This window comes from Streptomyces sp. NPDC047014, from assembly GCF_040644195.1.
In the GTDB taxonomy this organism is placed as follows: domain Bacteria; phylum Actinomycetota; class Actinomycetes; order Streptomycetales; family Streptomycetaceae; genus Streptomyces.
Window position 1 is genome coordinate 26,119 of the sequence record NZ_JBEYVX010000017.1, and the last position, 26,021, is coordinate 52,139.

The 26,021-nt window shown below is 73.2% G+C and carries 25 protein-coding genes; 10 read left to right on the forward strand and 15 right to left on the reverse strand.

Going from position 1 to position 26,021, the window contains the following annotated elements; all coding sequences use genetic code 11:
* Positions 1-80: 80 nt before the first annotated feature.
* Positions 81-1,292: an aminotransferase class I/II-fold pyridoxal phosphate-dependent enzyme gene (locus tag ABZ873_RS13200; protein WP_360869706.1), complete on the reverse strand. Its 1,212-nt coding sequence runs from the start codon at positions 1,290-1,292 to the stop codon at positions 81-83.
* A 324-nt stretch (positions 1,293-1,616) separates the two neighbouring features.
* Here ABZ873_RS13200 and ABZ873_RS13205 point away from each other — a divergent pair, with 324 nt between their 5' ends.
* Positions 1,617-2,522 (forward strand): bacterial transcriptional activator domain-containing protein, encoded by a 906-nt coding sequence (locus ABZ873_RS13205; protein ID WP_360869709.1) that lies wholly within the window; start codon positions 1,617-1,619, stop codon positions 2,520-2,522.
* Between the two features lie 160 nt (positions 2,523-2,682).
* Here ABZ873_RS13205 and ABZ873_RS13210 read toward each other — a convergent pair whose 3' ends face one another.
* From ABZ873_RS13210 to ABZ873_RS13220, 3 genes are read right to left on the reverse strand one after another with little or no spacing between them, the layout of a single operon-like run.
* Entirely contained in the window at positions 2,683-3,435 is a 753-nt protein-coding gene (locus ABZ873_RS13210; protein ID WP_360869712.1) for an SDR family NAD(P)-dependent oxidoreductase, read from the reverse strand.
* Entirely contained in the window at positions 3,432-4,418 is a 987-nt protein-coding gene (locus ABZ873_RS13215) for a ketoacyl-ACP synthase III (RefSeq protein WP_360869715.1), read from the reverse strand. The genes ABZ873_RS13210 and ABZ873_RS13215 overlap by 4 nt, the downstream gene beginning before the upstream one ends.
* A gap of 11 nt (positions 4,419-4,429) precedes the next feature.
* On the reverse strand, positions 4,430-4,684 hold the full coding sequence (locus ABZ873_RS13220; RefSeq protein ID WP_030390264.1) for a hypothetical protein: 255 nt from the start codon (positions 4,682-4,684) through the stop codon (positions 4,430-4,432).
* Between the two features lie 208 nt (positions 4,685-4,892).
* On the opposite strand from ABZ873_RS13220, the gene ABZ873_RS13225 reads away from it, so the two are divergent.
* From ABZ873_RS13225 to ABZ873_RS13250, 6 genes are all read left to right on the forward strand, one after another.
* The gene (locus ABZ873_RS13225) at positions 4,893-5,789 is read left to right on the forward strand and encodes a class I SAM-dependent methyltransferase (protein ID WP_360869718.1); all 897 of its coding nucleotides are present in this window, start codon (positions 4,893-4,895) and stop codon (positions 5,787-5,789) included.
* A 10-nt stretch (positions 5,790-5,799) separates the two neighbouring features.
* Positions 5,800-7,362 (forward strand): NAD(P)/FAD-dependent oxidoreductase, encoded by a 1,563-nt coding sequence (locus tag ABZ873_RS13230; protein ID WP_360869721.1) that lies wholly within the window; start codon positions 5,800-5,802, stop codon positions 7,360-7,362.
* Between the two features lie 13 nt (positions 7,363-7,375).
* A complete protein-coding gene (locus tag ABZ873_RS13235) occupies positions 7,376-8,902 on the forward strand; it encodes an FAD-binding protein (RefSeq protein ID WP_360869724.1) in 1,527 nt (508 codons plus the stop codon).
* Positions 8,903-9,008: 106 nt separating this feature from the next.
* Positions 9,009-9,482, forward strand: coding sequence for an SRPBCC family protein (locus tag ABZ873_RS13240; protein ID WP_360869727.1), 474 nt, complete (start codon positions 9,009-9,011; stop codon positions 9,480-9,482).
* Entirely contained in the window at positions 9,479-10,315 is an 837-nt protein-coding gene (locus ABZ873_RS13245; RefSeq protein ID WP_360869730.1) for an alpha/beta hydrolase, read from the forward strand. Before ABZ873_RS13240 ends, ABZ873_RS13245 begins: the two co-directional genes overlap by 4 nt.
* On the forward strand, positions 10,312-10,980 hold the full coding sequence (locus ABZ873_RS13250) for a 4'-phosphopantetheinyl transferase superfamily protein (RefSeq protein WP_360869733.1): 669 nt from the start codon (positions 10,312-10,314) through the stop codon (positions 10,978-10,980). The genes ABZ873_RS13245 and ABZ873_RS13250 overlap by 4 nt, the downstream gene beginning before the upstream one ends.
* Before the next feature lie 102 nt (positions 10,981-11,082).
* Here the strand turns inward: ABZ873_RS13250 and ABZ873_RS13255 are convergent, their stop codons facing one another.
* From ABZ873_RS13255 to ABZ873_RS13270, 4 genes are all read right to left on the reverse strand, one after another.
* Positions 11,083-12,078 (reverse strand): AraC family transcriptional regulator, encoded by a 996-nt coding sequence (locus ABZ873_RS13255; RefSeq protein ID WP_360869735.1) that lies wholly within the window; start codon positions 12,076-12,078, stop codon positions 11,083-11,085.
* 152 nt (positions 12,079-12,230) lie between these two features.
* Complete coding sequence (locus ABZ873_RS13260; protein ID WP_360869738.1) at positions 12,231-12,725, reverse strand: anthrone oxygenase family protein; 495 nt, start codon at positions 12,723-12,725, stop codon at positions 12,231-12,233.
* Positions 12,722-13,357 (reverse strand): hemerythrin domain-containing protein, encoded by a 636-nt coding sequence (locus ABZ873_RS13265; RefSeq protein ID WP_360869741.1) that lies wholly within the window; start codon positions 13,355-13,357, stop codon positions 12,722-12,724. Before ABZ873_RS13265 ends, ABZ873_RS13260 begins: the two co-directional genes overlap by 4 nt.
* Before the next feature lie 80 nt (positions 13,358-13,437).
* Entirely contained in the window at positions 13,438-14,265 is an 828-nt protein-coding gene (locus ABZ873_RS13270) for an NAD(P)H-binding protein (RefSeq protein WP_360869744.1), read from the reverse strand.
* A 366-nt stretch (positions 14,266-14,631) separates the two neighbouring features.
* On the opposite strand from ABZ873_RS13270, the gene ABZ873_RS13275 reads away from it, so the two are divergent.
* Entirely contained in the window at positions 14,632-15,627 is a 996-nt protein-coding gene (locus tag ABZ873_RS13275) for an AMP-binding protein (RefSeq protein WP_360869747.1), read from the forward strand.
* Between the two features lie 88 nt (positions 15,628-15,715).
* On the opposite strand, the gene ABZ873_RS13280 is transcribed toward ABZ873_RS13275, so the two are convergent.
* From ABZ873_RS13280 to ABZ873_RS13295, 4 genes are all read right to left on the reverse strand, one after another.
* Complete coding sequence (locus ABZ873_RS13280) at positions 15,716-16,522, reverse strand: SDR family NAD(P)-dependent oxidoreductase (protein WP_360869749.1); 807 nt, start codon at positions 16,520-16,522, stop codon at positions 15,716-15,718.
* 102 nt (positions 16,523-16,624) lie between these two features.
* Positions 16,625-16,858 carry a hypothetical protein gene (locus tag ABZ873_RS13285; RefSeq protein ID WP_360869752.1) on the reverse strand — a complete coding sequence of 78 codons (234 nt, stop codon included), beginning with the start codon at positions 16,856-16,858 and terminating at the stop codon, positions 16,625-16,627.
* Positions 16,855-18,429 (reverse strand): acyl-CoA carboxylase subunit beta, encoded by a 1,575-nt coding sequence (locus ABZ873_RS13290; RefSeq protein WP_360869755.1) that lies wholly within the window; start codon positions 18,427-18,429, stop codon positions 16,855-16,857. Before ABZ873_RS13290 ends, ABZ873_RS13285 begins: the two co-directional genes overlap by 4 nt.
* Positions 18,430-18,492: 63 nt before the next feature.
* Positions 18,493-19,722 (reverse strand): aminotransferase class V-fold PLP-dependent enzyme, encoded by a 1,230-nt coding sequence (locus tag ABZ873_RS13295; protein WP_360869758.1) that lies wholly within the window; start codon positions 19,720-19,722, stop codon positions 18,493-18,495.
* A gap of 362 nt (positions 19,723-20,084) precedes the next feature.
* On the opposite strand from ABZ873_RS13295, the gene ABZ873_RS13300 reads away from it, so the two are divergent.
* Positions 20,085-20,297, forward strand: coding sequence for a hypothetical protein (locus tag ABZ873_RS13300; protein WP_360869761.1), 213 nt, complete (start codon positions 20,085-20,087; stop codon positions 20,295-20,297).
* 154 nt (positions 20,298-20,451) lie between these two features.
* On the forward strand, positions 20,452-21,273 hold the full coding sequence (locus tag ABZ873_RS13305) for an AfsR/SARP family transcriptional regulator (RefSeq protein ID WP_360869764.1): 822 nt from the start codon (positions 20,452-20,454) through the stop codon (positions 21,271-21,273).
* Positions 21,274-21,328: 55 nt separating this feature from the next.
* On the opposite strand, the gene ABZ873_RS13310 is transcribed toward ABZ873_RS13305, so the two are convergent.
* From ABZ873_RS13310 to ABZ873_RS13320, 3 genes are all read right to left on the reverse strand, one after another.
* Positions 21,329-21,982, reverse strand: coding sequence for a hypothetical protein (locus ABZ873_RS13310; RefSeq protein WP_360869767.1), 654 nt, complete (start codon positions 21,980-21,982; stop codon positions 21,329-21,331).
* Between the two features lie 14 nt (positions 21,983-21,996).
* The gene (locus ABZ873_RS13315; RefSeq protein ID WP_360869770.1) at positions 21,997-22,947 is read right to left on the reverse strand and encodes an SRPBCC family protein; all 951 of its coding nucleotides are present in this window, start codon (positions 22,945-22,947) and stop codon (positions 21,997-21,999) included.
* 1,291 nt (positions 22,948-24,238) lie between these two features.
* Positions 24,239-25,630 carry a helix-turn-helix transcriptional regulator gene (locus tag ABZ873_RS13320; RefSeq protein ID WP_360869772.1) on the reverse strand — a complete coding sequence of 464 codons (1,392 nt, stop codon included), beginning with the start codon at positions 25,628-25,630 and terminating at the stop codon, positions 24,239-24,241.
* Positions 25,631-26,021 lie beyond the last annotated feature (391 nt).

Sequence of the window (26,021 nt, forward strand, 5' to 3'; positions counted from 1 at the left end):
CGTGCCGGGTGGAGGTACGGGGGTGGTACGCGTGGTGGCGGGGGTGCGCGGGTGGTGCGCGTGGTGGCGGGGGTGCGGGGTCAGATGATGTGGCACTCGCGGGCGGAGGTGATGAGGGCCTCGGCGGCGAAGGTGAGGTCGGCGGTGGTGTGGGCGGCGGTGATGGCGATCCGCAGCCGGGCCAGGTCGTTGGGGACGGCCGGGGTGACCACGGGCAGTCCGATCGCGCCGTTCCTGCGGTAGGCGGTGGCCAGGTCGTAGGCGGACTCGTCGGAGCCGGCGATGACGGGGACGACGGCGGTCTCGCTGTCGACGGTGCTGATGCCGGCGTCGTTGAGCAGGCCGCGGAAACGGGCGGACTCGCGCTGGATGAAGCGCACGCGCTCCGGTTCGCGCTGCATGATCCGCAGGGATTCCAGGGCGGCGCCGGTCTGGGCCCCGCCCAGGGCGGCGGAGAACAGGAAGGGGCGGGCGGCGTAGCGCAGGTGGTGGATGAGTTCGGCGGAGCCGGCGACCCAGCCGCCCATGGAGGGGATGGCCTTGGAGAGGGTGCCGAGCTTGATGTCGACCTTCACCTCGTGGTGGAAGTGCTCCTCGATGCCCTTGCCGGTGGCGCCGATGACGCCGAGGGCGTGGGCCTCGTCGACCATGAGCAGCGCGTTGTGGGCGTCGCAGACCTTGCGCAGGTCGACCAGGGGGGCGATGTCGCCGTCCATGGAGTAGACGCTGTCGACGATGACCAGGCGGACGCCGGTGTCGGGGGCGGCGGCCAGGCGGCGCTCCAGGTGGGCGACGTCGTTGTGGCGGAAGCGGGTGACGGTGGCGCCGGAGAGCTTGCAGCCGTCGACGATGCTGGCGTGGTCGTACTTGTCGATGAAGACGGTGTCGCCGGGGCCGACGATCGCGCCGACGGTGCCGACGTTGGCGGCGTAGCCGGAGCCGAAGACCAGGGCGCGTTCGCGGCCGGCGACCTTGGCGACCTCCGCCTCCAGCTCCTCGTGCAGGGGGGTGGTGCCGGCCAGGGCGCGGACGCCGTGGTTGCCGGTGCCGTAGCGGTCGACGGCGGCCTTGGCGGCGGAGACCACGCGCTCGTCGCCGGCGAGTCCGAGGTAGGAGTACCCGGACATCATCAGCAGGCGGCGGCCGTCCTGGTCGGCGTAGGCGGAGTCCCGTTCGGCGGTGTAGGCGACGAAGCTGTTCTTGCGGCTGGGCTCGTACTCCAGGGTGCGGACGCGGTCGCGGAAGTAGGCCAGTTTCGGCTGGAGCCGGTCCCAGGCTTCGGATGCGTTCACGTGGTTCTCCTCGTCGCGGTCGGCCGGCGGAGACACAGAAGGGAACTCCATCGGCGCCCCGCCGTTTCTCCGGCCGGGCTCTAGTGGAATTCCATTAAGGCTCGGGGGGCGCAATAGCGGCGCAAGAGCCGGGCCGCAGCGGGAGTGGAGTGCGGCCGGAGCGGGACTCGAATACCGGCCCGGAATGCCGGGACCTGCGGTTTTATTCGCGGGGTAATGTGCGGCGGCCTGTGTTGACATGCCGAGAAGGGCCGCCGGTATCCTTCGGATCGCACGAACTTATGGGGGACACGGCCGGAAGCCGACCGTTTCGGAGAGTGCATAGTGCTGATCAGACTCATAGGTCTTGTCACGATCGAGCCGGACGGAGCACCGCCTCAACACCTGTCGAGCGCGCAGGCACAGGTCGCGTTCGCCCGGCTGCTCCTGGAGCGGGCCGGCGGCACCGACCGTGACCAGCTGGCCGAAACCATCTGGCCCGAGGGCCTTCCCGACACCTGGGCGTCGGCGCTGCGCAGCCTGGTGAGCCGGGTGCGTACGTTCGTGACGACCCCGCAGGACCGGCCCGGGGTCACTCCCCTGGTCGCGCAGGGCGGCCGGTACATCCTGCGGGTGCCGGCGGATGTGGCGGTGGACGTGGAGGTCGCCGAGGCCGCGGTGAGCGAGGCGGCCGAGGCGTACGCGGAGGGCGCCTTCGCGGTGGCGCAGCAGCTCGCGGCGGGGGCGGTGTCGAACCTGCGGGGTTCGTTCCTGCCCTCGCACGAGGGCGAGTGGGTGGATGCGATGCGCGAGCAGCTGGAGGAGCTGCGGCTCAAGGCGCTGGAGACGGCGAGTCTGTCCTCCTCGGCGCTGGGCGACGAGCACCACGCGCTGCGCTACGCGGAGGAGGCGGTGCGGCGGGCTCCGTTCCGTGAGAGCGCTTACCGCTGCCGGATGGCGGCGCACACCCGGGCGGGCAACCGGGCGGAGGCGCTGCGCAGTTACCAGCAGCTGCGGGAGGTGCTGGCGGAGGAGCTGGGGATCGATCCGGCGCCGGAGACGGAGGCGGCGTATCTGGAGCTGCTGCGCACTCCGGAGCCGCGGCCGGCGGCGCGGCCGGTGACGTGCCTGGATCCGGTGCTGATGGGGGTGTTCGAGATGGATCACCGGGTGCCGGTGCCGCGTCCGTGCTCGCTGACCGAGCACGGCTGTGTCACCCACCGGCGGGTGGGCTCCTCCCCCGCCGCCTGACCCCCGTACCCCACGGCAGGAAGGGGGCCGCCGCCGCGCTGCTGCGTGGTGGCGGCCCCCTTGGTGTGTGCCGTGGGCGCGGGTGCGGGGGCATGGGGGTGGCCCCGGTCTCCCTGGGGGGTCGGGAGGCCGGGGCCGGGTGCGGGTGCGGCGGGCGGGGTCAGGTGATGGTGACGCCGCTGTCGATGGACAGGACCTGGCCGGTCATGCAGTCCTGGTCGAGGAAGAGGCCGATGCTGCGGGCGACTTCCTCCACGGTGACGAACCGCGGGATGGGTGCCTTGTCCTCCATGCCCTCGATGACCCGGTCGGGCAGGGTCTCGGTCATCCCGGTGATCATGAACCCGGGTGAGAGGGCGTTGACGGTGACCCCGCGGCGGCCGCATTCGGCGGCCAGGGTGCGGGTGAAACCGATCAGGCCGGCCTTGGAGGCGGAGTAGGCGGTCTGGCCGGCGGTGGCGATGATCCCCGACGGCGAGACGATGTTGACGACCCTGCCCCACCTCTGGCGCAGCATGTGGGGCACGCTGGCGCGGGCGGTGTGGAAGGAGCCGATCAGGTTGGTCTGGATGACCTGCGCCCAGTCGGCGGGGTTCTGCATGGCCATGAGGCTGTCCTTGCGGATGGCCCCGTTGTTGACCAGGACGTCGACGGGCCCGAGTTCGGCGGTGATCTGCGCGTGGAGGGCCTGGGTGGCCTCCCAGGAGCCGACGTCACCGCTGACCAGGACGGAGGGGTTGGTCAGTTTCTCCCGGACGGCCTCGGCGCCGTCGCGGGAGCTGTTGTAGTGGACGGCGACCCGGCAGCCCAGCGCGTCGAGTTCGAGCGCGAGGGCCTGGCCGAGGCCGCCGGAGGCGCCGGTCACCAGGGCGACCGGGGAGTCGGGCCGTACGCCCGCACCGTTCTTGCTCATGCCGCGGCACCGCCCCATTCCATCAGGATCGAACCCCAGGTCATACCGGCGCCGAAGCCTGCGAGCAGGACCTTGTCGCCGGTTTTGATACGGCCCTCCTCCAGGGCCTCGGTCAGTGCGATCGGGATCGACGCCGAGGCGGTGTTGCCGTACTTCTGGAGGTTGGTGATCAGTGCTTCCTGGCGCAGGCCGGTGTGCGCCAGGATCGAGTTGATGATGCGGATGTTGGCCTGGTGGGGGACGACATGGTCGATGTCGGCGGCGTCCACCTTGGCGCTCTCCAGGGTCTCGCGGACCGTGCGGACGGTGTAGCGGACGGCGTTGAGGTAGATCTCGTTGCCGTTGATCTGCGCGTAGTGCAGGCCCGCGTCGAGGGTTTCCTGGGTGGTGGGCATCCGGCTGCCGCCGGCCAGGACCTTCAGGGAGCCGGTGCAGGAGCCGTCGGCGCCCAGGTTCCATGCCTTGACGCGGTTCTCCGGTCCGGGCTGGATGACCAGGGCGCCCGCGCCGTCGCCGACGAGGATGGACAGGTCCCGGTCGGCCGGGTTGGCCGTCAGGGTGTGGGTGTCGGAGCCGATCAGCAGGATCGGGCGGGGGTCGAGGGCGATCAGCGCCATCGCGGAGACCAGCCCGTAGACGAAGCCCGCGCACTCGGAGTTGACGTCGTGGGCGCTGCCCGCGATGCCCAGTTCGTGGTGGACGAACGCCGAGGTCGCCGGCGAGGGCTGCTCGGGGGTGGCGGTCGCCACGATGAGGTGGGCGATGTCCGCTCCGGTCAGGCCCGCCTTGTCGAGCGCGCGCCGGCCGGCCTCGACGGCCAGGGAGGCGGTGGTCTGCCCCGGGTCGACCGCCCGCCGCTCGCGGATGCCGCAGCGGCTGACGACCCAGTGCTCGTCGACGCCGAAGCGTTCCGCGAGTTCGGAACTGGTGACGATGCGTTCGGGTACGGACATGCCCCACCCGGTGATGTCGAAGCCGGTCACGTCGCCCCTCGCTACGCCTGGGCCGGGACGAGGTCCACGATCTTCGCGTAGACGTCGCGCAGTGTGGTGGTGTCGTCGAGGTCGGCGAAGAGGGACTCGTCGGCCGGAATGTGCGGGTACTGGTTCTGGAATCCGTACAGCCACTCCATCAGGTCCAGCGAGTCGACGTCCGCGATGTGCTGGAGCGGGGCGTCGGGGCTGACCTCCGCGGCACCCGAGACGGCCTCGAGCTGGCTCGCCAGTTCTTCGATGGTGGGCAGCGACATGGGGTCGGTCCTCTCTCGGCAATGCAACTCGGCAGTGCGTGTCTGGTTTTCGAGAGTGATGAAATCCCCGGGGCCGCAAGGAACGCGCAACACGGTCCGGCCGGTTGTGCGGGGGGCGTCTTGCGCGGGCCTTGCGGGCGATCGGGTTTCCTCATCGCGAATTCGGAAAACGACGGCCCGCCGGAACACGCAGGAAATGAGGATCAGGATGACAACGGTCGCGCCCAAGTCGGTGGACCCCGAGGTCGATGCGATCAGGCACCACTACGAGGTCAGCAACGATTTCTACCGGCTCCTGCTGGGCCCCACGATGATGTACTCCGGCGGTTACTGGGAGGACGGCGAGGACCTGGTCGCCACCCTGGACGAGGCGCAGGAGCGCAAGCTCGACAAGTTCGCCGAGCTCGCGGGGGTGGCCGCCGGCCGCACCGGGCGGGTGCTGGACATCGGCTGCGGCTGGGGCACGATGCTCAACCGGCTGACCACCGTGCACGGTGCCGAGCAGGCGGTGGGGCTGACGCTGTCGCGGACCCAGGAGGCGTTCATCGCCGGGCTGGACAACCCGCGGATCACCACGCTGGTGCAGAGCTGGGCGGACTACAAGGTCGCCGACGACAGCGAGAAGTACGACGCGGCGTTCTGCATCAACGCCCTGGAGCACTTCGTGTCCTCCAACCTGCCGCCCAAGGAGCGCACCAAGCGCTACCGGTACTTCTTCCAGCAGGTCGCGGGCGCCCTGAACCCGGGGGCGAAGTTCGTGCTGCACACGATGACGGCCGAGGCGCTGCCGATGAACCGGGCGCTGCTGGACGACCTGAAGTTCCTGCAGCGCTCGGAGTTCGAGGGCTGCCACATCCCGCACCTGAGCGAGCTGTCCGCGGCGGCGGAGGGCCTGTTCGAGATCGACGAGATCGTCAACGAGCGCGAGTCGTTCGCGATGGCCTGCCGGGCGTGGCTGGTGCTGCTGGCCGAGCGCCGCGACGAGGCGGTCGCCCTGGAGGGCGAGGAGGTCGTCTCCCGCTTCGAGCGCTACCTGGACATCTTCGCGTACACGCTCGAGGACAAGTTCTTCAACAACTTCCGCGTCACCATCACGCGCCGCTAGGAGGCCCGACGTGACGAGCATTCTCGAGCCGGCCAAGGACGGCGGGGCGCGTACGGGCACCGAGGGGCACTCCGGTGGCCACGGCCCGACCCGGCATCTGCGGGTCGCGGTCATCGGTACCGGTTTTTCGGGCCTGGGCACCGCCATCCGGCTGCTGCAGTCGGGCATCGACGACTTCCTGGTGTTCGAGCGGGCCGACGAGGTCGGCGGCACCTGGCGTGACAACAGCTATCCGGGTTGTGCGTGCGACGTCATGTCCCACCTGTACTCGTTCTCCTTCGCCCGGAACCCGAACTGGAAGTCCACGTTCGCCTCGCGGGACGAGCTGTTCGCCTACCTGCGCGACACCGCGGACCGTTTCGGGGTGCGCCCGCACATCCGCTTCGGGCACGAGCTGGAGGCGGCGCGCTGGGACGAGGGCGAGCGGCACTGGCAGATCGAGACCTCCCAGGGCCGTTACACCGCGCAGTTCCTGGTGACCGGCACCGGCTACCTCAGTGAGGCGGCGGTGCCGGACATCAAGGGGCTGGCGGACTTCGAGGGCACGGTGTTCCACTCCTCGGACTGGGACCACGGCCACGACCTGGCCGGCCGGCGGGTCGCCGTCATCGGCACCGGTGCCTCGGCGATCCAGTTCGTGCCCGCGATCCAGCCCGAGGTCGCCCACCTGGACCTCTACCAGCGCACTCCCCCGTGGGTGGGCCCGAAGCCGGACAAGGCCAACAGCCCCCTGCACACGGCCCTGTTGCGGTCGCTGCCGGGCTACCAGCAGTTCCGGCGGGGCTTCAACATGTGGGGGCGGGAGATCCTGGCGTTCTTCTGGAAGCGGCCCAAGCTGGCCGAGAAGGTCCAGAAGATGGCCAGCGACCACTTGAAGAAGTCGGTGGCCGACGAGGCGCTGCGGGCCCGGCTGACGCCGGACTACCTGGTGGCGTGCAAGCGGCTGCTGTTCTCCAACACCTGGTACCCGGCGATCCAGCAGCCCAATGTGGAGATCGTCAGCGAGGCGATCGCCGAGGTCCGGGCGAAGTCGGTCGTGGGCGGTGACGGGGTCGAGCGCGAGGTCGACACCATCATCCTGGGCACCGGTTTCCAGGCCACCGACCGCCCGGTGGCGCGCCGGATCTTCGGGCGCGGCGGGGTGCAGCTGCGGGAGGCGTGGAAGGACGGGATGTCCGCGCACCGCGGGACGACCGTCGCCGGGTTCCCGAACCTGTTCATGCTGCTGGGCCCGAACACCGCGCTGGGGCACTCCTCGCAGACGGTGATGATCGAGGCGCAGGTGCGGTACATCGTGGACGCGCTGGTGCAGGCGCAGAAGCGGGGCCTGGCCAGTATCGAGGTGCGGCGGGAGGCGCAGGACGCCTACAACGACCGGCTCGACAAGCACCTGGAGGGCACGGTCTGGCTGTCGGGCGGCTGCCGCAGCTGGTACCTGGACGCCAACGGCCGCAACACCTCGGTGTTCCCGACGTACACCTGGCGGTTCCGCCGGGGCACCAAGCGCCTTGACCTGAGCGAGTACCAGCTCGCTTCCCGGGTGCGCAGCACCACGCCGGTACCTCACCAGTAGGAGACGCAGTCAGATGAGCAACACCCACAGAAGGGCGGCGGACTCCGCCGCGCAGCCGTCCCGCCGCCGGGTCCTGGGCGGTATCGCGACGACGGCGGTGGCCGTGGTCGGCTGGAACACGGTCTCGCAGAGCTGGGCGACGGCCGCGGAGGCCGCGGGCAGTTCGGACGTCGTGCCGGTGCCGGGGCTGGCCGGGACGCTGGAGACGACCCCGGGCGTGGTCGACGCGTTCGCCAACGACTTCGGGCACCTCTTCGACGGGGCGCCGAGCAAGCCGTGGGCGGTGCTGCGGCCGGGCGGTGTGGACGACATCGTCAAGATCGTGAACTATGCGCGGGCGAACAACATCAAGGTCGCGGTCAACGGGCAGGGCGGGACCGGCGCGGACATCGAGTCGCACTCGGTGTACGGGCAGGCGCGGGTGCCGGGCGGGATCTCCATCGACGCCAAGGGCATGTCGAGGATCGTGTCGGTCGGCTCCGACCACGCGGTGGTCGAGGCGGGTGTGACGTGGGGGCAGCTGACGGACGAGGCCCTGAAGTCGGGCAAGACCCCGCCGGCGCTGCCCGACTACCTGTACATCTCGGTGGGCGGGACGATCAGCATCGGCGGGATCGGCGGGACGGTGCAGAAGTACGGTCTGCTGTGCGACACGGTGCAGTCGATCGACATCGTCACCGGTGACGGCAAGCTGGTCACCGCGTCGGCGCAGGTGCGTTCCGATCTGTTCAACGCGGCGCTGTCGGGCGGCGGTCAGGTCGGGATCATCGTGCGGGTCACGGTGCGGCTGGTGCCGGCGCCGAAGCGGTCGGTGATCTTCAGCCTGTTCTACCCGACGGTCGAGGCGTATCTGGCGGACTCGGAGAAGGTGCTGGCCGAGGGCCGCTTCCAGGTCCACGCCGGGGAGATGCTGCGCAAGCCGGACGGGTCGGGCTGGCGGTACAAGCTGGAGGTCGGCGCGACGTACAACACCACGGCCCCGGACCGCGAGAAGCTGCTGTGCGGTCTGCGGGACGTGCGGGCGGACGCGGTCATCGAGGACGTGTCCTTCCGGGACTACATGTTCCGTCTGGACGCCTACGAGGCGGTCCTGAAGGAGGGCGGTCACTGGTACACGCCCAAGCCGTGGCTGAGCATGTTCCTGCCGGCGTCGAAGACCAAGCAGTTCATGAAGCTGGTGGAGCGGGAGCTGGACGCGGATTCGCTGGGCGGCGGGTTCCTGCTCTTCTACCCGTTCTTCTCCTCCAAGATCAAGCGGCCGCTGGCGATGATGCCGAACGAGTCGGTGGTGTACCTGTTCGACCTGCTGCGTTTCCCCAACCCCGGTGAGCCGGACATCCAGGGGATGATCGACCAGAACCGGCGGCTGTACGACATCGCGGTGGGCCTGGGTGCCAAGCGCTACCTGGTGGGTTCGATCCCGATGTCGGGTGCGGACTGGAAGAAGCACTTCGGGAACCGGTGGAGCGGTTTCGTGAACGCGAAGAAGAAGTACGACCCCCAGAACCTGTTCACCCCCGGCCAGGGCTTCTTCGCCTGACGGCGGGTGCGGGCGGTCGTGGACCTGCCGGCGGCGGGGCAGGGGGCCGGTTCCCCTCTGCCCCGCCGTCTTCTGTGTTGTTCCGCTAGCGAGGAAAGGGTTTGTGATGACCACGTACGACCTGATCGACGAGGCGGTGATCGACGCCCCGGCGGACGCCGTCTGGGAGGCGCTCGTCGCGGAGTTCCGCGGGGCCGGCACCTGGTGGGTGCCGCACAACACCTTCACGTCCGTCTCGGGCGCGCCCGACGCTGTCGGCGGGCGGGTGGGGGTGACCGTGCACACCAAGGGTGTCGACAAGGGCGGGCTGAAACTGCGGTTCACCTCCCGGACGGTGGCGGTCGAGCCGGGCCGGCGCCTGGATGTGGAGTACGTCGACGGGGTGTTCCGCGGGCCGTCGAGTTTCCGTCTGGAGCCGCTGGACGGCGGCCGTACCCGGATCTCGATGCATTTCACGGGCCGGCCGCACGGCTGGCTGAAGGTGCTGGCGAAGGTCGCCGACCTGGGCGCGGAGCATTCCAAGGGCACCCTGGCGGCGTTCGAGTCCCTCAACCGGCGGCTGTCGGCGGTGGCGCGGTGACCACGGCCGGGGAGGTCACCCACGAGCTGCGGGTGCGCACCGACGACGGTGCGGAGCTGGCGGTGAGCGTCCTGGCCCCGCTGGCGGGGACGGGGCCGGCGGCGGATGTGGTCCTGGTGCACGGGTGGGCGCACACCCGGCGGGCGTGGGGGACGGTCGCGGACCGGCTGATCCGGGCCGGGCACCGGGTGGTGCTCTACGACCAGCGCGGTCACGGCGCCTCCACGCTGGGCCGTAGCCCGGTGTCGGTGGAGCGGCTGGGCGCGGACCTGGCTGCGGTGCTGGGCGAGACCGGAGCGCGGGAGGCGGTGGTCGTGGGTCATTCGGGCGGCGGGTTCGCCGCGCTGTCGTACGCGTCGGTGTCGCCGTCGGCGGGCCGGCTGCGGGGTCTGGTGCTGCTGGGGACGGCCGCGCACGGGCAGGACACCCCCGACAGCGAGGTGCGGATGATGGGCAGCGCGCTGTTCTCGCGGGCGTTGCGGGTGCCGTGGCTGGGGCGCCGGCTGCTGGGGTCGACCATGGGCAGGGCGGTGGATCCGGTGGTGCGGGAGGTCAACCGGCAGATGTTCGCGGCGGCGGTGCCGCGGGTGCGGGCGGAGTTCTTCCGCTGCACGCGCGGCTGGGACGTCCGTGAGGCGCTGAAAGCGGTCACGGTGCCGGCGGTGGTGGTGCACGGCGACGCCGACAAGGTGATCGACGGTGCGCTGGCGCGGGCGCTGGCGCAGGTCCTGCCGGGGGCGCGGTTCGAGGAGGCGGCGGGGGCGGGGCACATGCTGCCGCTGGAGCGTCCGCTGCTGGCGGTCGGTGCGGTGGCGGAGCTCGCCGCGCGATGATCGAGGAACTCCTCCCGCCGGGCGTCGCGTCGTCGGAAGCCTTCGACGACGAGGCGCCCGCCGTGCTGTTCCCGGCGGAGGCGGCGTTGATGGCGGGGCGGCGGGAGCGGCGGCGCCGGCAGTTCGCGACGGCCCGGGCGTGCGCGCGGCGGGCCCTGGCGGGGATCGGGCGGGAGCCGGTGGCGCTGCTGCCCGGGCCGGGGGGTGCGCCGGGCTGGCCGGCGGGGGTGGTGGGCAGCATCACCCACTGCGAGGGCTACCGTGCGGCGGTGGCCGCGCCCGCGGGGACGGTGGCGGCGCTGGGCATCGACGCCGAGCCGGCCGGGCCGCTGCCGGAGGGGGTGCTGGGGCTGGTCGCTTCCGAGCGGGAGCGCGGACGGCTGGCCGTGCTGGGCGCGCGGGACGGTTCGGTGCCGTGGGAGCGGCTGCTGTTCTGTGCGAAGGAGGCGGTGTACAAGGCGTGGTATCCGGCGACGGGGCTGTGGCTGGGGTTCGCCGACGCGGAGGTGGCGTTGTCGCGGGAGGGGACGTTCCGGGCGGTGCTGCGGCCGCCGGTGGCCGCGGCGGCGGTGGTGGATCCGGTGTACGAGGGGCGCTGGCTGGTGGCGGGCGGGCTGGTGCTGACCGCGGTGGTACGCCACGCTCCGGCCGGGGTGGCCCCGTAGGAGCTTGTGTCCCTGTGCCCGTAGGGGCTTGTGTCCTTGTGCCCGGGGGGCCCGCCGCCGGGGTGGTGTGCGGCGGCGGGGCGGGCGGGGCAGGGCGGGTTTTCAGGTGGGCAGGACGACGGTGCGGGGCGGGCGGGGGGCTTCGGGGGCGGTGGCGGGGGTGGTGCCGGTGCGGAATTCCTGGGGGCTGATGCCGCGGACCCGTTTGAAGGCGGTGGACAGGGCGAAGCCGGAGCTGTAGCCGACGCGGCGGGCGACGCCGGCGATGGTGGCGTCGGGTTCGCGCAGGAGGTCGGCGGCCAGGGCCAGGCGCCAGCCGGTGAGGTAGGCGACGGGGGGTTCGCCGACGACGTCGGTGAAGCGGCGGGCGAGGGAGGCGCGGGAGACGCCGACCTTGTGGGCGAGTTCCTCGATGGTCCAGCCGTGGGCGGGGTTCTCGTGGAGCAGGCGCAGGGCGGGGCCGGCGACGGGGTCGGACTGGGCCCGGTACCAGGCGGGGGCTCCGCTGCCGGGGGCGGCGAGCCAGGTGCGCAGGACGCCGATGAGCAGGAGGTCCAGGAGCCGGTCGAGGACGATTTCCTGGCCGGGTTCGTCTTTGGAGATCTCGCTGGTGAGGAGGGTGACGAGGGTGTTGTCGGCGGCTTCGGCGGGGCGGACCAGGAGGGTGGGCAGGGCGCTGAGGAGGCGGCGGCCGATTTCGCTGGGGGCCTGGTAGGTGCCGCTGAGCATGACGGCGGTGCCGGCGTCCTGGAAGGTGTCGCCCCAGGTGCGGACGCCCAGGGCCATGGTGTCGGTGACGTCTTCGCCTTCGCGGGTGCTGCAGCGCTGTTCGGGTCCGACGGTGATCTGGACGGGGGTGCCGGTGGAGTCGGCGACGGTGTAGGGGTCGGGTCCGCGGACGACGGCGACGTCTCCGGGGCGGATGCGCACGGGGTCGGCGTGGTCGGGCAGGAGCCAGGCGTCGCCGTGGACCATGGTGACCACGGAGAGGGGGGCGTGGTCCTCCACGCGCAGGGACCAGGGCGGGTTGAAGACGGATTTCAGCAGGAAGGCGCCGCGGGCTTTGGGGCCTTCCAGGAGGCCGGTGAGGGTGTCCATGTCCTGGATCCTGTCGGAGATCGGGCCGGTACGTCAGCCCGTGCGGGCGGCCGGTACAGGCCGGGGCGTGGGGGTGCGCCCGCTCTCCCGCGGGGGACGGATGGAGAGCGGGCGCGGTCCACGGGGTGGGGGGTGGGGGCCTGTCCGGCGGGTCAGGGGGTGTCGGGGCGGCCGTGGAGGGTGAGGGCGCGGCCGAGGGCGGCGAGGGCGGCGGTGCAGGCGAGGGTGCGGACGATGTTGCCGGTGCTCCAGCGGCCGGCGAAGCGGGTGCGGGCGGCGGTGGCGTCGGCTCCGGCGCGGGCGAGCTGGTTGTTGAGGGGGATGTTGACGATGGCGGTGACGGCGAGGGAGAGGCCGTAGAGGGCGAAGGCGAGCCAGCCCCAGCGTGCGGTGTCGCGGTGGCCGCCGCGCTGGGCCTGGGTGGCGGCGATGCCGGTGGCGAGGAACGCGCCGAGGAAGAGCAGCCCGAACAGGCCGTTGTCGATGGCGTCGTTGATGTTGCGCATGGCGGTGACGTAGGTGTGGTCGTCGCCGCGGCCCAGGCCCGGCATCACGGAGATGTCGAAGGCGAAGTAGAGGCCGGCCATGAGGCCGGTGCCCACGGTCGCGGCCACCAGGGTCACCGATTGTGTGGTCGTGGTGGTCACGTGAGGATTCCCTTCAGGGTGCGTGTGTAGCGGCGTTGCAGGACGGTGGCGCCGAGCAGGCGGACCGGTGGCGGGATGGTGGCGCGGACGTGCTGGAGGTCCTGGCGGGAGGCGCCGTCGAACATCCAGGGCTGCAGGCGGGTCATGACGTGCATCGGTGCGCTGGCGACGACTTTGCGTTCTTCGGCGAGGTAGGCGCGTTCGCCCAGGCGGTCGAAGACGGGGAAGACGATGGTCTCCTCGTCGCGCAGGTGGTCGCGCAGGACGCCTTCGAAGGTGGTGGCCGCGGCGGGCAGGCCGTCGCCGTGGCGGGTGATGGCGGTGGTGACGGCGGTCATGGCGGCGTCGAGTTCTTCGTGGTCGTCGTGGAGTTCGCGGGCCTGGGCGTCGAAGTCGCGGTCGCGGTGGCGCAGGGCGGGCCACAGGACGTGGTCCTCGCTGGTGTGGTGCCATTCGATGGTTTCGCGCAGGTGCTGCCACCACAGGGTTCCGGCGCCGTTCCAGCGGGGTGCGGCGGTCCGCAGGCGGGCTGCGTCGCGGCGCATCGCGATGTGCATCAGGGCGAATCCGTGGAAGTGCGGGGGCAGTGAGGCCAGTCCGTGTTCGCTGGAGTACGTCCTGTGGGCGGGCATGGGTCCTCCTGTGGCCCGTGGGCCGGGCGGCGGCCGTACCAGAGTCGCCGCCCGGTCGGTGGGGTCTGCGGTGGTGGTGGTCAGACGTTCCAGACGCCGGTGGCGGCGGCCTCGCGGGCGAAGTCGGCGAAGTCCTTGGGCTTGCGGCCCAGGGCTTCCTCGACGCCGTGGACGAGGTGGGCGTTGCGGCCGTCGAGGATCATGGTGAAGAGGTCGGCGAAGTCCTCGGGGAGGTCGTTCTCGCGCAGGACGGCGCGGTATTCCTCGTTGGTGACGGAGATGTAGGTGATCTGCCGTCCGGTGGCCTTGGACAGTTCGGCGGCGACGTCGCTGTAGCTGAGCAGGCGGGGGCCGGAGAGTTCGTAGGTCTTGCCGATGTGCTTGTCGTCGGTGAGGGCGGCGACGACGACGTCGGCGATGTCGTCGGCGTCGACGAAGGCTTCGACGGCGTCGCCGGTGGGCAGGGCGATCTCGCCGGCCAGTACGGGCTCCAGGAAGAAGCTCTCGGAGAAGTTCTGGTTGAACCAGCTGGAGCGGACGATGGTCCAGTCGGCGCCGGATGCCTTGAGGTTGTTCTCGCTGACCTCGGCGGCTTCCTCGCCGCGGCCGGAGAGCAGGACCAGGCGGCGGGCGCCGGCGGCGACGGCGACCTTGGAGAACGCGGCGACCTGTTCGGCGGCGCCGGGGAAGGCGAGGTCGGGGTAGTAGGTGACGTAGACGCGGTCGACGCCTTCGAGGGCGGGCTGCCAGGTGGCGGGCTCGTGCCAGTCGAAGGCGGGCTCGCCGCTGCGGGAGCCGATGCGGACCTGGCGGCCCTGCGCGGTGAGGCGTTCGGCGACGCGGCGTCCGGTCTTGCCGTGACCGCCGATGACAAGGGTGATCTGGGTGTTCTGCGCGTTCTGAGTCATGAGTACAGTCAAGTCCAGTCTCGCGAGACGGGCCATCGCCACAAAGCTCAGTTCCATGTGCGTGCGTCTACCGGTGGTGGCCGGAGCGCGGCGGCTGGCGGTGCGGCGGCGGCGTGAGTGCGGGAATCGTAGGCATGGCCGCGGGGGGTGGGCCAGGGCCTGTGGAGTGGTCCTCGACCGGTCGTGGAGGGCTCTTCGAGCGGTGCTGTAGCGCACTGTCCGGGGGTGGCGGGTGAGGGGCGCGGCGGGGGCGGCGGGTGCGGGCAGGGGTGCGGCGGGGGGTGGGGTGGGGCTTGAGCGGTTCTCGTGTGCGGGGCGGCAGCATCGGCTTCGCCCATGTCGTGTCCTTGCTGCCCGGGAGGCCGTATGAACGCCACGCCGGATCGTCCGGAGCTCGATGAGTTGTCCGCGGACCTGGCGGGTCTGCTCGGCCGGATCGGGCTGGGCCCGCACGGGGGCGGCCCGCGGGAGGAGGACCGCCTCGACAGTGCCTTCGCGGCGGTGGCCGCCTCCTGCCCGGGCCGGATCGCCGCCCGGGACACCGAGGACGAGGTGGCCTATCTGGAGCTGGAGTGGCTGGCGGACGAGATCGCCCGGCGGCTGTCGGGGCGGGCCGGGCCCGGCAGCGCGGTGGGGGTGCGGGCGGCCCGCTCGTGCCGGATGGCGGGCGCGGTGGTCGGGGTGCTGCGGGCGGGGGCGGCGGTGCTGCCGCTGGAGCCGGCCCACACGGCGGGCCTGCAGGAGTTCTTGATGCGCACCGCCGGCGCCGGCTGGGTGGTCTCCGACTGCGGGCTGCTGCGCGATGAGATACCGGTGGCCAAGGCCGGCCGGTTCGTCCTCGCCTCCCGCCCCCGGTCAGCGGGTACGGCGGCCGGGGTGGGGGCGGGGACGGCGTTCCTGGCGCTGCCCGCGGCCGGGGATCCCGGGCGGGCGGCCGGCGTAGGGGAGGTGAGCCACGCTCAGGTGCTGGCGTGGGCGCGGGAGTCCGTACGGCTGGTGGAGGCCGGTGCGGGGGATGTGTGGTCGTTCTTCCATTCGCTGAGCCTGGATGTGGGCATGCGGGAGCTGTGGGGGCCGCTGCTGTCGGGCGGGTGCGCGGTGGTGGTGGACCGGGAGGTGTGCGCCGACGCGGACGCCTTCGCGGGGCTGCTGGCCGGCGAGGAGGTGACGGTGGCGGTGCAGCTGCCGTCGGCGTTCGCCCGGCTCGCCGCGGTCGCGGGCGCGGGCCGGCTGCCCGCGCTGCGGCATGTCCTGCTGGCGGGCGAGGCGGTGGACCCGGCGGTGGTGGGGCGGTGGCGGGAGGCGGGCATCGCCCCGCGGGCGGTGGTGTGGGACGCCGCGCCCTTCCCGCCGGCGGTGTGACCCGTACCGGGTGGCGGGCGCGCGCAAGGGGGAAGGGCCCCGGACGGCACGGCCGTCCGGGGCCCTTCCCCCTTTTCCGGTGCGGGGGTCAGGAGTTGCCGAGGCCGCCGCAGACGTTGAGGGCCTGGGCGGTGATGGACGCGGCGAGGTCGGTGGTGAGGTAGCCGACCAGGCCGGCGACTTCCTGGGGGGTGGAGTAGCGGCCGAGGGGGATCTTCGATTCGAGCTGTTCGCGGACGTAGTCCTCGGTGGTGTCCCAGACCTGGGCGTAGCCGGTGCGGACGCGGGCGGCCATGGGGGTTTCCACGTAGCCGGGGCAGACGGCGTTGACGGTGGTGCCGGTGGGGGCGAGTTCCTTGCCGAGGGCTTTGGTGAAGCCGATGACGGCGTGCTTGGAGGCGGTGTAGGGGGCGCCGAGGAGGACGCCCTGCTTCCCGGCGGTGGAGGCGATGTTGATGATGCGGCCCCAGGGCTGGGCGGCCAGGCCGCCGCTGGTGAGGACTTCGCGGGTGAGGAGGAAGACGCTGTTGAGGTTGGTGTCGATGACGTCGTGCCACAGCTCGTCGGTCAGGGAGGCGGTGGCTCCTCCCCCGCTGCGGCCGGCGTTGTTGACCAGGATGCTGACGGGGTCCGCGTAGGCGGCGACGGCGGCGGCGACCAGTTCGCGTACGGCGGTGCGGTCGCGGACGTCGGCGGCGGTGCCCTCGGCGGTGATGCCCTCGGCCTGGAGGTCGGCGACGGTCTGCTTGACCTTGGCCGCGGTGCGCGCGCACAGGAACACGCGGTGGCCGCGGGCGCCCAGGTCGCGGGCGATGGCCAGTCCGATGCCGCTGGTGGCTCCGGTGACCAGGGCCACGGGCCGCTCGGGGGCCCTGTCCATCGCTCTGACCGTCATCGTGGTCCCCTTCCGTCGCCCGTGTGTGCCGCGCCCAGGGTGGGTCAGGCAACTCGTGGCGCGGCGGAAGGGGGATCGAGGCGCCCCCGCCGGGCGGTGTTCTCAGTGGGGGCGCCAGCTGCCGGTGCGGGGGTGGCGGACGCGGGGTGCCCGGTCCCAGGACGGCCGCGGGGGCGGCGGCGCGGGCGGGGGCGGGGTGGTGTGGTGCAGGAGGAGGGCGGTCAGGACGGTGAGGACGGCGGCGGTCTCGTCGGGGCCGAGGTCGCCCCCGCGGATCCGCCACAGGCCGGCCGGGCCGGGGGGCGGGGGGCCGGCCGGGGCGGCGGGGGTGCTCATACGGGCGGGTTGCCGTGCTTGCGCGACGGCAGGTCGGCGTATTTGGGGCGGAGCATGGTGAGGGCGTCGATGAGGACGCTGCGGGTGTCGGCGGGGTCGATGACGTCGTCGACGAGGCCGCGTTCGGCGGCGTAGTAGGGGTGCATGAGCTCGGCGGTGTATTCCTTGATCTTCTGTGCGCGCAGGGCGTCGGGGTCGGCGGCGGCGGCGATCTCCCGGCGGAAGACCACGTTCGCGGCGCCTTCGGCGCCCATGACGGCGATCTCGTTGGTGGGCCAGGCCAGGGCGAGGTCGGCGCCGATGGAGCGGGAGTCCATGACGATGTAGGCGCCGCCGTACGCCTTGCGCAGGACCAGGGAGATCCGCGGGACGGTGGCGTTGCAGTAGGCGTAGAGGAGTTTCGCGCCGTGGCGGATGATCCCGCCGTGTTCCTGGTCGACGCCGGGCAGGAAGCCGGGGACGTCGACGAGGGTGACCAGGGGGATGTTGAAGGCGTCGCAGAACTGTACGAACCGGGCGGCTTTTTCGCTGGCGTGGATGTCGAGGACCCCGGCGAGCGCGGCGGGCTGGTTGGCGACGAAGCCGGTGACGTGGCCGTCCATGCGGGCCAGTGTGCAGACCACGTTGGGTGCCCAGGCGGGCTGGACCTCGAAGTGGTCGCCGTCGTCGGCGATCTCCTCGATGACGGCGCGGATGTCGTACGCCTGCTGGGGGCTGGCGGGCACCAGCGAGGCCAGGGCGGGGGTGCGGCGCCCGGCGGGGTCGCCGGTGTCCTGGTGGGGCGGCATCTCGCGGTTGTTGGCGGGGAGCAGGGACAGCAGGTGGCGTACGTCTTCCAGGCAGCCGGGTTCGTCCTCGTAGGCGAACGCGGCGACGCCGGAGACGGTGGCGTGGACGTCCGCGCCGCCCAGCCCGTTGTGGGTGATCTCCTCGCCGGTGACGGCGCGGACGACGTCGGGGCCGGTGATGAACATCTGGGAGGTCTCGCGGACCATGAACACGAAGTCGGTCAGGGCGGGTGAGTAGGCGGCGCCGCCGGCGCAGGGGCCGAGCATGACGGAGATCTGCGGGATGACGCCGGAGGCTTTGGTGTTGCGCTGGAAGATGCCGCCGTAGCCGGCGAGGGCGGAGACCCCTTCCTGGATACGGGCGCCGGCGCCGTCGTTGAGGGAGACCAGCGGTGCGCCGGCGGCCAGGGCCATGTCCATGACCTTGTGGATCTTCTCGGCGTGGGCCTCGCCCAGGGCGCCGCCGAAGATGCGGAAGTCGTGGGCGAAGACGAAGACGGTGCGGCCCTCGACGGTGCCCCAGCCGGTGACGACGCCGTCGGTGTAGGGCTTCTTGGTCTCCAGGCCGAAGCCGGTGGCGCGGTGGCGGCGCAGGGTTTCGATCTCGCGGAACGATCCGGTGTCCAGGAGCAGGCCGATGCGTTCGCGGGCGGTGAGTTTGCCTCTGGCGTGCTGGCGTTCGGTGGCCCGCTCGTCGGGGCCGGCGATCGCGTGGGCCTTGAGGGCGGCCAGCTCCGCGGCGCGGTCCAGGGCGCGGACGGGTGGTGCGTCACTGATGGTCATCACTGTCCTCCGGGGATCGGGTGAACACGGTTGTGGGGCGCGGTGGTTAGGCAGTGGGGTGGTTCAGGGGGTGGGGTGCAGGGTGAGGTGGCCGCGCCGGCGCAGCGGGCGCGGGGCGGTGGCGGTGGCGGTGGTGGGGGTGGGGTGGTCGCCGGCCGTGGCGGCGAGGGCGGGGCGGGTGCCGGCGCTGCCGGTGCGGGTGGCGGTGGCGGTGGTGGTGTGGTGTTCGCGGAGGGCTTCGGCGAGGGCCTGTTCGAGGCGGTCGATGTCGTGGGCGGTGTTGTCGTGGTGGACGCTGGCGCGCAGGGCGGGGTCGCCGTCGCGGCCGGCGGGGTGCAGGGGGTGTTCGTGGGCGACGGTCTTGGACAGGAGCACGCCGCGGCGGGCCAGGGCGTGGCGCAGGGCGGCGGCGGGGACGGTGCGGTGGCGGAAGGCGAGGATGCCGGCCTGGTGGCGGCCGGCGGGCAGCACGGTGATGCCGGGGGTGCGGGCGAGGGCGGCGCGCAGGCGGGGCAGGAGGTCTTCATGGGGGCGGGCGGCGGTCGTGCCGTGGTGGGCCAGGGCGGCTTCCAGGGCGGCGACGGCGGCGGGCTCGGGAACCTCCGGCACCGGGGCGGGGCCGGTTTCGGGGCCGGGGGTGGTGCAGGTGAAGGCGGTGGGGTGGGGGCCGCGCAGGAAGCGGTGGCCGTCGGCGGTCAGGAGGTGGCAGGCGGCGGCCGCGGCGTGCAGGGGCAGCAGGCCGGCGGAGTGGGAGGCGTCGACGGCGTAGCGGGCGCGGTGGGGGGCCAGGAGGCGGCCGATGGCGGCGACGGGGTTGACGGTTCCGCAGGCCGGGGAGAGGTGGGCGACGGAGACGAGGGCGACGTCGGGGCCGAGGTGGGTGGCGATCCAGTCCAGGTCGAGGTCGCCGTCGGGGCGCAGGGGGATGACCTCCAGACGGCAGCGGGTGCGTTCGCGCAGGGTGTGCAGGGTGTGCAGGCGGGCGAGGGTTTCGTGGGGGGTGGTCCAGATCCGGTCGCGGGGGCCGAGGGGGGTGTCGCGGACGTGGGTGTCGAAGGCGTCGGCGGCGCTGGTGGCCAGGGCGGTGCGGGCGGCGGGGACGCCCAGGAGCCGGCCGAGGTGTTCCCGTACCCGTCCGTGGGAGGCGGTGCTGCCGGCGGGGGTGGGGGCGCGCTGGTCGTCGAGGGCGGTGCGGCGGGCCAGTACGGCGCGGACGGCGTCCGGCATGCGTCCGGTGCGGGCGGTGTCCAGGTGGGCGGTGCGGTGGTGGCCGTGCTGCGGCGGCGCGTTCATGGTGAGGGGCCTCCCCCCGCTGTCGGGGCCCGTGCGGCGGAAAAAGGGAAATGGGGTGCGCACGGCCCGGGATGTCCGGTGATTGCCAATGGCTTGGCAATACCTTGCCCAGGGGTGGCCGGGATTGGCAATGCCGGGCGCCGGGCGCTCCGGCGGGGCTCTAGTTCCGGCCTGTCTGGCAATGCCGGGCAATACGGTTTCCAGGGCGGGCGGGGTCAATTGCGGTGCAGGTCAGGGCGGTTCGGGTGGTGTTCTCCAGGGATTCTTGAGTGAGGTTGGAGCGGATCGCGAGCGGTCGCGGTGAAGCTTCTTGGCACAGGACTTGCCAGGGAAGAACACATCGTTGCCATGGAGGGGTCGTCATGAGGAACACCGCCCGCACCGCCCGCGTCGGGATCGTCCGTGTCGTCGCCACCGTGGCGGTGGCCTGCGCGGCTGTGCTGGTCTCGGGGGGCGGTGCGCAGGCGGGCGGGCCGATCGACTGGCCGGTCGCCCCGGCCGCGGCGGCCCCCGCTGCGGCTCCGGTCGCGGGGGTGCCGGCGGGCGGGGCGGGGGTGCGGATCGACTGGCCGTGACCGAAGACGGCTCGAAATCCGCTGGAGGAAAGAGATGGAATACCTCCACCCCGGCTAGCGTGCGCGGCACGGGGGCATTTCCTTCGCCACCGGTGGCAGAAAATGCCGGGTGACCGGGTGACCGGGTGAATTCGAAGAGTGCGGAGGGGAGACCGTGAGGATTCAGGTTCTGGGTCCGTTGAGTGCCGAGGTCAACGGGGGATCCATCGTTCCGACCGCGGGAAAGCCGAGACAGGTGCTGTCGCTGCTGTCGCTGTATCCCGGGCGTGTCATACCCGTTCCCACCCTCATGGAGGAGATCTGGGGGACGCAGCCGCCGCAGAGCGCGCTGACCACGCTGCAGACCTACATCCTGCAGCTGCGCCGGCGGCTGGGGACCGCGATGGGGCCGGACTCCCCGGGCGGGGCCAAGGAGGTGCTGGCCACCCGGCACGGCGGGTATCTGCTGCAGGTGCCCGAGGACAGTGTCGACGTGCACGACTACGAGCGTCTGGTGCGTGAGGGGCAGGGCGCGTTCGAGTCCGGTGACGACCAGGTGTGCGCGGCCCGGCTGCGGGCGGCGCTGGAGCTGTGGCGGGGGCCCGCGCTGGTCGACGTACGGGTGGGGCCGATCCTCGACATCGAGGTGATGCGGCTGGAGGAGAGCCGGCTGGTGGCGGTGGAGCGGCGGATCGATGCCGATCTGCGGCTGGGCCGGCACAGTGAACTGATCGCCGAACTCACGGATCTGACGGCGCGTCATCCGCAGCACGAGGGGCTGCACTCGCAGGTGATGGTGGCGCTGTACCGGTCGGGGCGGCAGGCCACGGCGCTGGATGTCTACCGCAGGCTGCGGGCCCGGCTGATCGAGGATCTGGGGGTGGAGCCGTCGCCGCAGTTGCAGCGGCTGCATCAGGCGATGCTGGCGGTGGATCCGGCGCTGGATGTGCTGGCGGGGCCGCGGCACACCTCCACGTTCGACCTGTTCGCGGCCTGAGAGCGCTCCCGCCCCCGGTGTCCGGCGTCTGCCGGGGCCGGGGGCGGGTCTGTTGTCAGGGGGTGCGGTGGGCCTGGGCGATCAGGTAGCGGCCGTGCAGGAGGTGGGTGGCGTACTGCCACTGTCCCGTGTCGGGGGGTGCGGTGCCGCTCCCCTCCCCCGTGGCGGGGCCGAGGGCCTGGGTGCGGGCGGTCCGCAGGGTGCGCAGGCGCGGGGGGTGTTCGGTTCCGGGGAGGGCGTGGGGGGTGGCGGGTTCGGCGGCGAGGCCGAGGGGGCCGGTGCGGCTGACGCCGGCGACGACGAGTTCCCCGCTGTGGGCCAGGGCCGTCTCCACGCAGGGGGAGCCGTCGGGGGCGTGGTAGCGCAGGCGGCCGGCGGGGCCGTGGACCGGGCGGAGGGCGGGGGCGGGCAGGTCCAGGGCGAGGGCGGCGGTGTGGGTGAGGAGGTGGCGGGAGACGGCGAACCGCATCCGGGCGGCGGCCTGCGGGGTGCGGCGGAACCGCGGCCAGTCCTCCCCCAGCAGGGGCCGCAGGGCGGGGTCGAGGAGGACGGCGGTCATCCACTCCCCCCAGGTGGCGCAGACCACCGCGCGGCCGGTGTCCTCCAGGCGGGCCTGGACCTCTTCCCAGGGGCCGTCGGGGCCGTGGACGTACAGCGGCGCCTGCGGCGTGTAGGGGGTGGTGTGGGGGGCCGGCCGGGTGGGGGCCATGGGGGCTCCTTCGTTCAGGCCGAGCGCAGCCGGCGTACGGCGGTGCGGGCGCGCCAGTCGGCCAGGCGCAGGGTGCGCAGGCTGGTGGCGGAGAGCCGGGTGCGGATCTGCCGGCGGGTCTCGGCGTGCCCGGCGGCGGTGGTGTGGGGGGTGGGGCGCAGGAGGATCTGCTGGGTGCAGGTGGCGCGGGTGCCGTCGTGGTGGGGGGTGAGGGTCCATTCTCCGGTGTGGGCGGCGAGGGGGGCGGGGGGGTGGAGTTCTTTGAAGACGATGCGGGCGGCGGCGGGGAAGCACAGGCGGGCGGTGCGGGTGGTGGCGGGGCGGCCGTCGGGGGTGGTGGTGTGCAGGTCGGCGAGCTGGATGCCGGGGGTGTCCTCGCGGACGTCGGCGTGGTCGATGTGGGGCAGGCGGGCGGGCCAGTCGGCGATGCGGTGGAGGAAGTCGTAGACGAGTTCGGGGGGTCCGTCGAGGTGGAGGGAGTCCTCGAAGGCCAGCAGGAGCCCGTCGAGGTGTTCCCATCCGGCCGCGGCGGCGGTCAGCTGGCCGAGGAGGGTGTCGGTGTCGTGCTGGGCGTGCTGCTGGTGGTGTGCGGGGTCGGTGAGGGCTTCGGCGGTGTGTTCCTGGTGGAGGGTCAGACGGGTGCGGGTGTCGCCGTCGGGGTGGACGGTCCAGGTGCCGGTGGTGGGGGTGTGGGGGCGGGTGAGGTCTTCCTGGCGGAAGGTGAGGGTGCGGGCGTGGGGGTCCAGGGTGCGGTGGAGGTGGCTGGAGCGGACGTGCCCGGCGGTGGTGAGGTCCCACAGGCGCAGGCGTTCGCGGGTGCCGTCGAAGTCGATGCGCTCGACGTGCAGGGGTGCGGGCAGCAGCAGCGGCCACCGCGCGGCGTCGGCGAGCATCCCGTACACCACCCCGGCGGGCGCCGGCACGCCCCGCCCGGCCCGACTGCGGTACACCCGCTGCCCCACCACGCCCCACCCCTCCCCGGAACCGTCCCCATGCTGAGGGTGCCCACCCTGCCGGAGGGCACTTGAGGGCGCCTCAACCCGGGGGGGGGTGGGTGGCCCGGCGGGGCGTGGGGGCGGGGAGGCGGGGGGGGTGGGCGGGGTGGGGCGGTGGGGCTGCCCGGGGTGGCTGAGGTCGGGCGGGCCGGGGCGGTGGGGTGGTCGGGCGGGGCGGGGCGCCGGGGCTGCTGGGGTGGCCGGGCGGGCCGGGGCGTGGGGACTTCCGGGGGTGGCGGGGTGGCCGCGCCTGGCCGGGGGCGTCGGGACCTCCGGGGGTGGTCGGCATGGCGCGCCGGTGACCGAAGTGGTGGACACGGGTGTGGTGGCGGGCGTGGCCGGTGCAGCCGGGGTCGCCGTCACGGCCGGTGTGGCCGCGAGATGCGGGGCTGCCGGGGTGGTCAGTGTGGCCCCCGGGTGACCGGGTTGCCTGGCCGGGCCTGGGGCACCGGACCGGGACCCGGTCCGGTGAAACGGCCGCAGTAGACGGCGCGCCCTGGGTGGCCGGGGCGGGATGGTCCTGCCCAGCAGGGCAGTCGCCCCCCGGCCGGTGTGGGCGGGGGGCGTCACCACGGCCGGGGCGTCCGAGGGCAGCGTCGCGACTGCCGGGGCCGGCATGGCCTCGGGCGACCGAGGCGGCCACGCGGGCAGGGTGGTTGGCCTGGCCGGTGCGGCTGTCGCCGTCACAGCAGGGCGGGCATCGTCGCGGCCGGGGCTGCCCGCGTCGCCGTCGAGGCCGGACCGCCAAAGGCCGTCTGAGCAGCCGGAGTGATCGGCGCAGCCCCGGGTGACCGGGCGACCGGGTGGCTCAGACGGCCGAGGTGACCGTGCCGACGCAGTCGATGGCACAGCCGGGGGCTGAACGGACCTGCGCAGCCCCGGCGGCCGGACCCGCAGGGGCCGGTACAGCCGGAACGGCCGGGGTCCCGCCACGGCATGGGGCATCGGCTCAGCCAGGGCGGCTGGGGTCACCCGGCAGGGGCGGCGTGATCAGCATCGGTGAGGCTGGCGAAGCCACCGTCGCGGTCGGGGGCTTGGGGCGTCGGGCCGCCGGGGTGGCCGGTATGGCCCTGGATGAACGGGGCCTCGGTGGCTGGGGTCGCTCGCGCGGGCGGGGTGAGCGGTGTCGACGGAGTCGAAGGTGCAGCTGGGTGCGCTGGACGGGCCTGCGCAGCTGCGGCGGCCGCGGCCGACCCGGGGGCCGGTACGGCCGGAGTTCCGCCATGGTGTGAGGCGTCGGGCCCGGCGGGGGCGGGTGGGGTCAGCCGGTGAGGCCCGCGTCGATGAGGCCGACGTAGTCGGCGTCACGGCCGGGAGCGTCGGTGCCCGGCTGGGCGGGGGTGTCGGTGCCCGGGTGGCCGGGAGCGTCGGCACGGCCGGGGGCGTCGGTGCCCGCGTGGCCGGGGGCGGGGGTGGTCGGGAGGGGGGCGTGGGTGGCGTGGCCGGGGTGGGTGGCTTCGGTGAGGGCGTCGGCCAGGACGCGCCAGATTTCGGCGGCGAGGTCGATGTTGGTGTCGGCCTGGGCCTGTTGGGCCAGGGTGCGCAGGCCCTGGATGCCGGTGGGGTCGCCGGCGAGGATGAGGAGCTGGTGGCGGAGGATTTCCAGGCGTACCTGGCCGCGGTAGGTCATCCGGGGCCGGTCGGCGGCGAGTTCGCCCAGGAGGGTGCGGGCGTCGTCGTAGCGGCCGGTGGCGTAGGCGAGGTCGGCTTTGAGAGCGGTGAGGTCCTGGCGCAGGGCGGGGGTGCCGACGAACGCGAGGGCGGCTTCGGCCTCCTGGGCGCGGTGCTGGGCCTGGGCGGGGTCGGCGGGGGTTTTCTGCAGGTGCAGGCGGCCGGCGGCCAGGCGCAGCCGGATCCACAGGGTGAGGTCCTCGCGGCTGCTGAAGCGGGCGAGGGCGTCGTCGAGGCAGGCTTGGGCGGCGGGGTGGTCACCCTGGCGCATGCGGATGGCGGCGGCGGTCCACATGGCTTCGGCCCACAGGGTGTCGCGGCGGCCTTCGACGAGGGCGGTGAGCTGGTCGGCGTGGGTGCGGGCCTCGGCGGTGCGGCCGGCTTCGGCCTGGACGGAGACCAGGGCGAGCAGGGCGGTGGCGCGGTCCTCGACGCCGAGGCTGTCGTGGACGGCGATGCGGTGGGCTTCGACGGCGGCTTCCAGGGCGGGGGTGATCTCGCCGAGGGAGCGCAGGCAGCGGGCGAGGCGGGTCAGGCCGCGTACGCGCAGTTCGCTGAGGCCGACGTCGTCGCCGAGGGCGGTCAGGCGGGTGAGGCGGTCGCGTTCGAGGGGGTGGTCGCCCTGGAGGCGGGCGGCGCGGGCGAGGATCCACAGGGCCTGCCAGCGCAGTACGGGGTTTTCGTGGCCTTCGGCGGCCAGGGCCTGGCTGAGGGGTTCGGCGGCGTCGGGTGAGCCGGTGGACGCGGCGAGGGTGAGGGCGTGGGCGAGGGAGCCGGTGGCGGGTTCGGCGAAGTCGGCGGGCTGCAGGCCGAGGCGGCCGGCGAGGTAGTCCACGGCCCGTCCGGTGGGCCGGCGGGCGCCGGATTCCAGGCGGGAGAGGTAGCCGGTGGACATGCCCTCGCCGGCCAGGGCGGTCTGCGACAGGCCCTGGGCGAGGCGGAGTTTGCGCAGGCGGTGTCCGAACGCGGGCTGTCGCAGCATGAGGGTCCCTGGGGTCGGCGGGGCGGGGGCGAGTGGGCGGGCGGGGCGGTGGGTGGGCGGGGCTCCCGGCCTGCGGTCGGCGGGCCTGCGGGGTTCCGGGTCTGCGGGGCGGCGGGTGTGCGGTCGGCGGGACTCCGGGCCTGCGAGTCTGCGGACTTCCGGGTCTGCGCTCGGTGACTGTGCGAGGTTCCGCGTCTCGGGGTCTGCGGGGCGGCAGGGCTCCGGGTCTGCGGCCGGTGGGTGCACGGGGTTCCGGGTCTGCGGGGCTCCGGGTCTGCGGCTGGCGGGTCTGCGGGGCGGCGGGCAAGGAATCTGTCGGGAACGGGCACCGAGCGTAGGGGCGGCGGCAAGGCTCCGGCAAACCTTTGCCACCCCTTCTGACCTGCCCTCA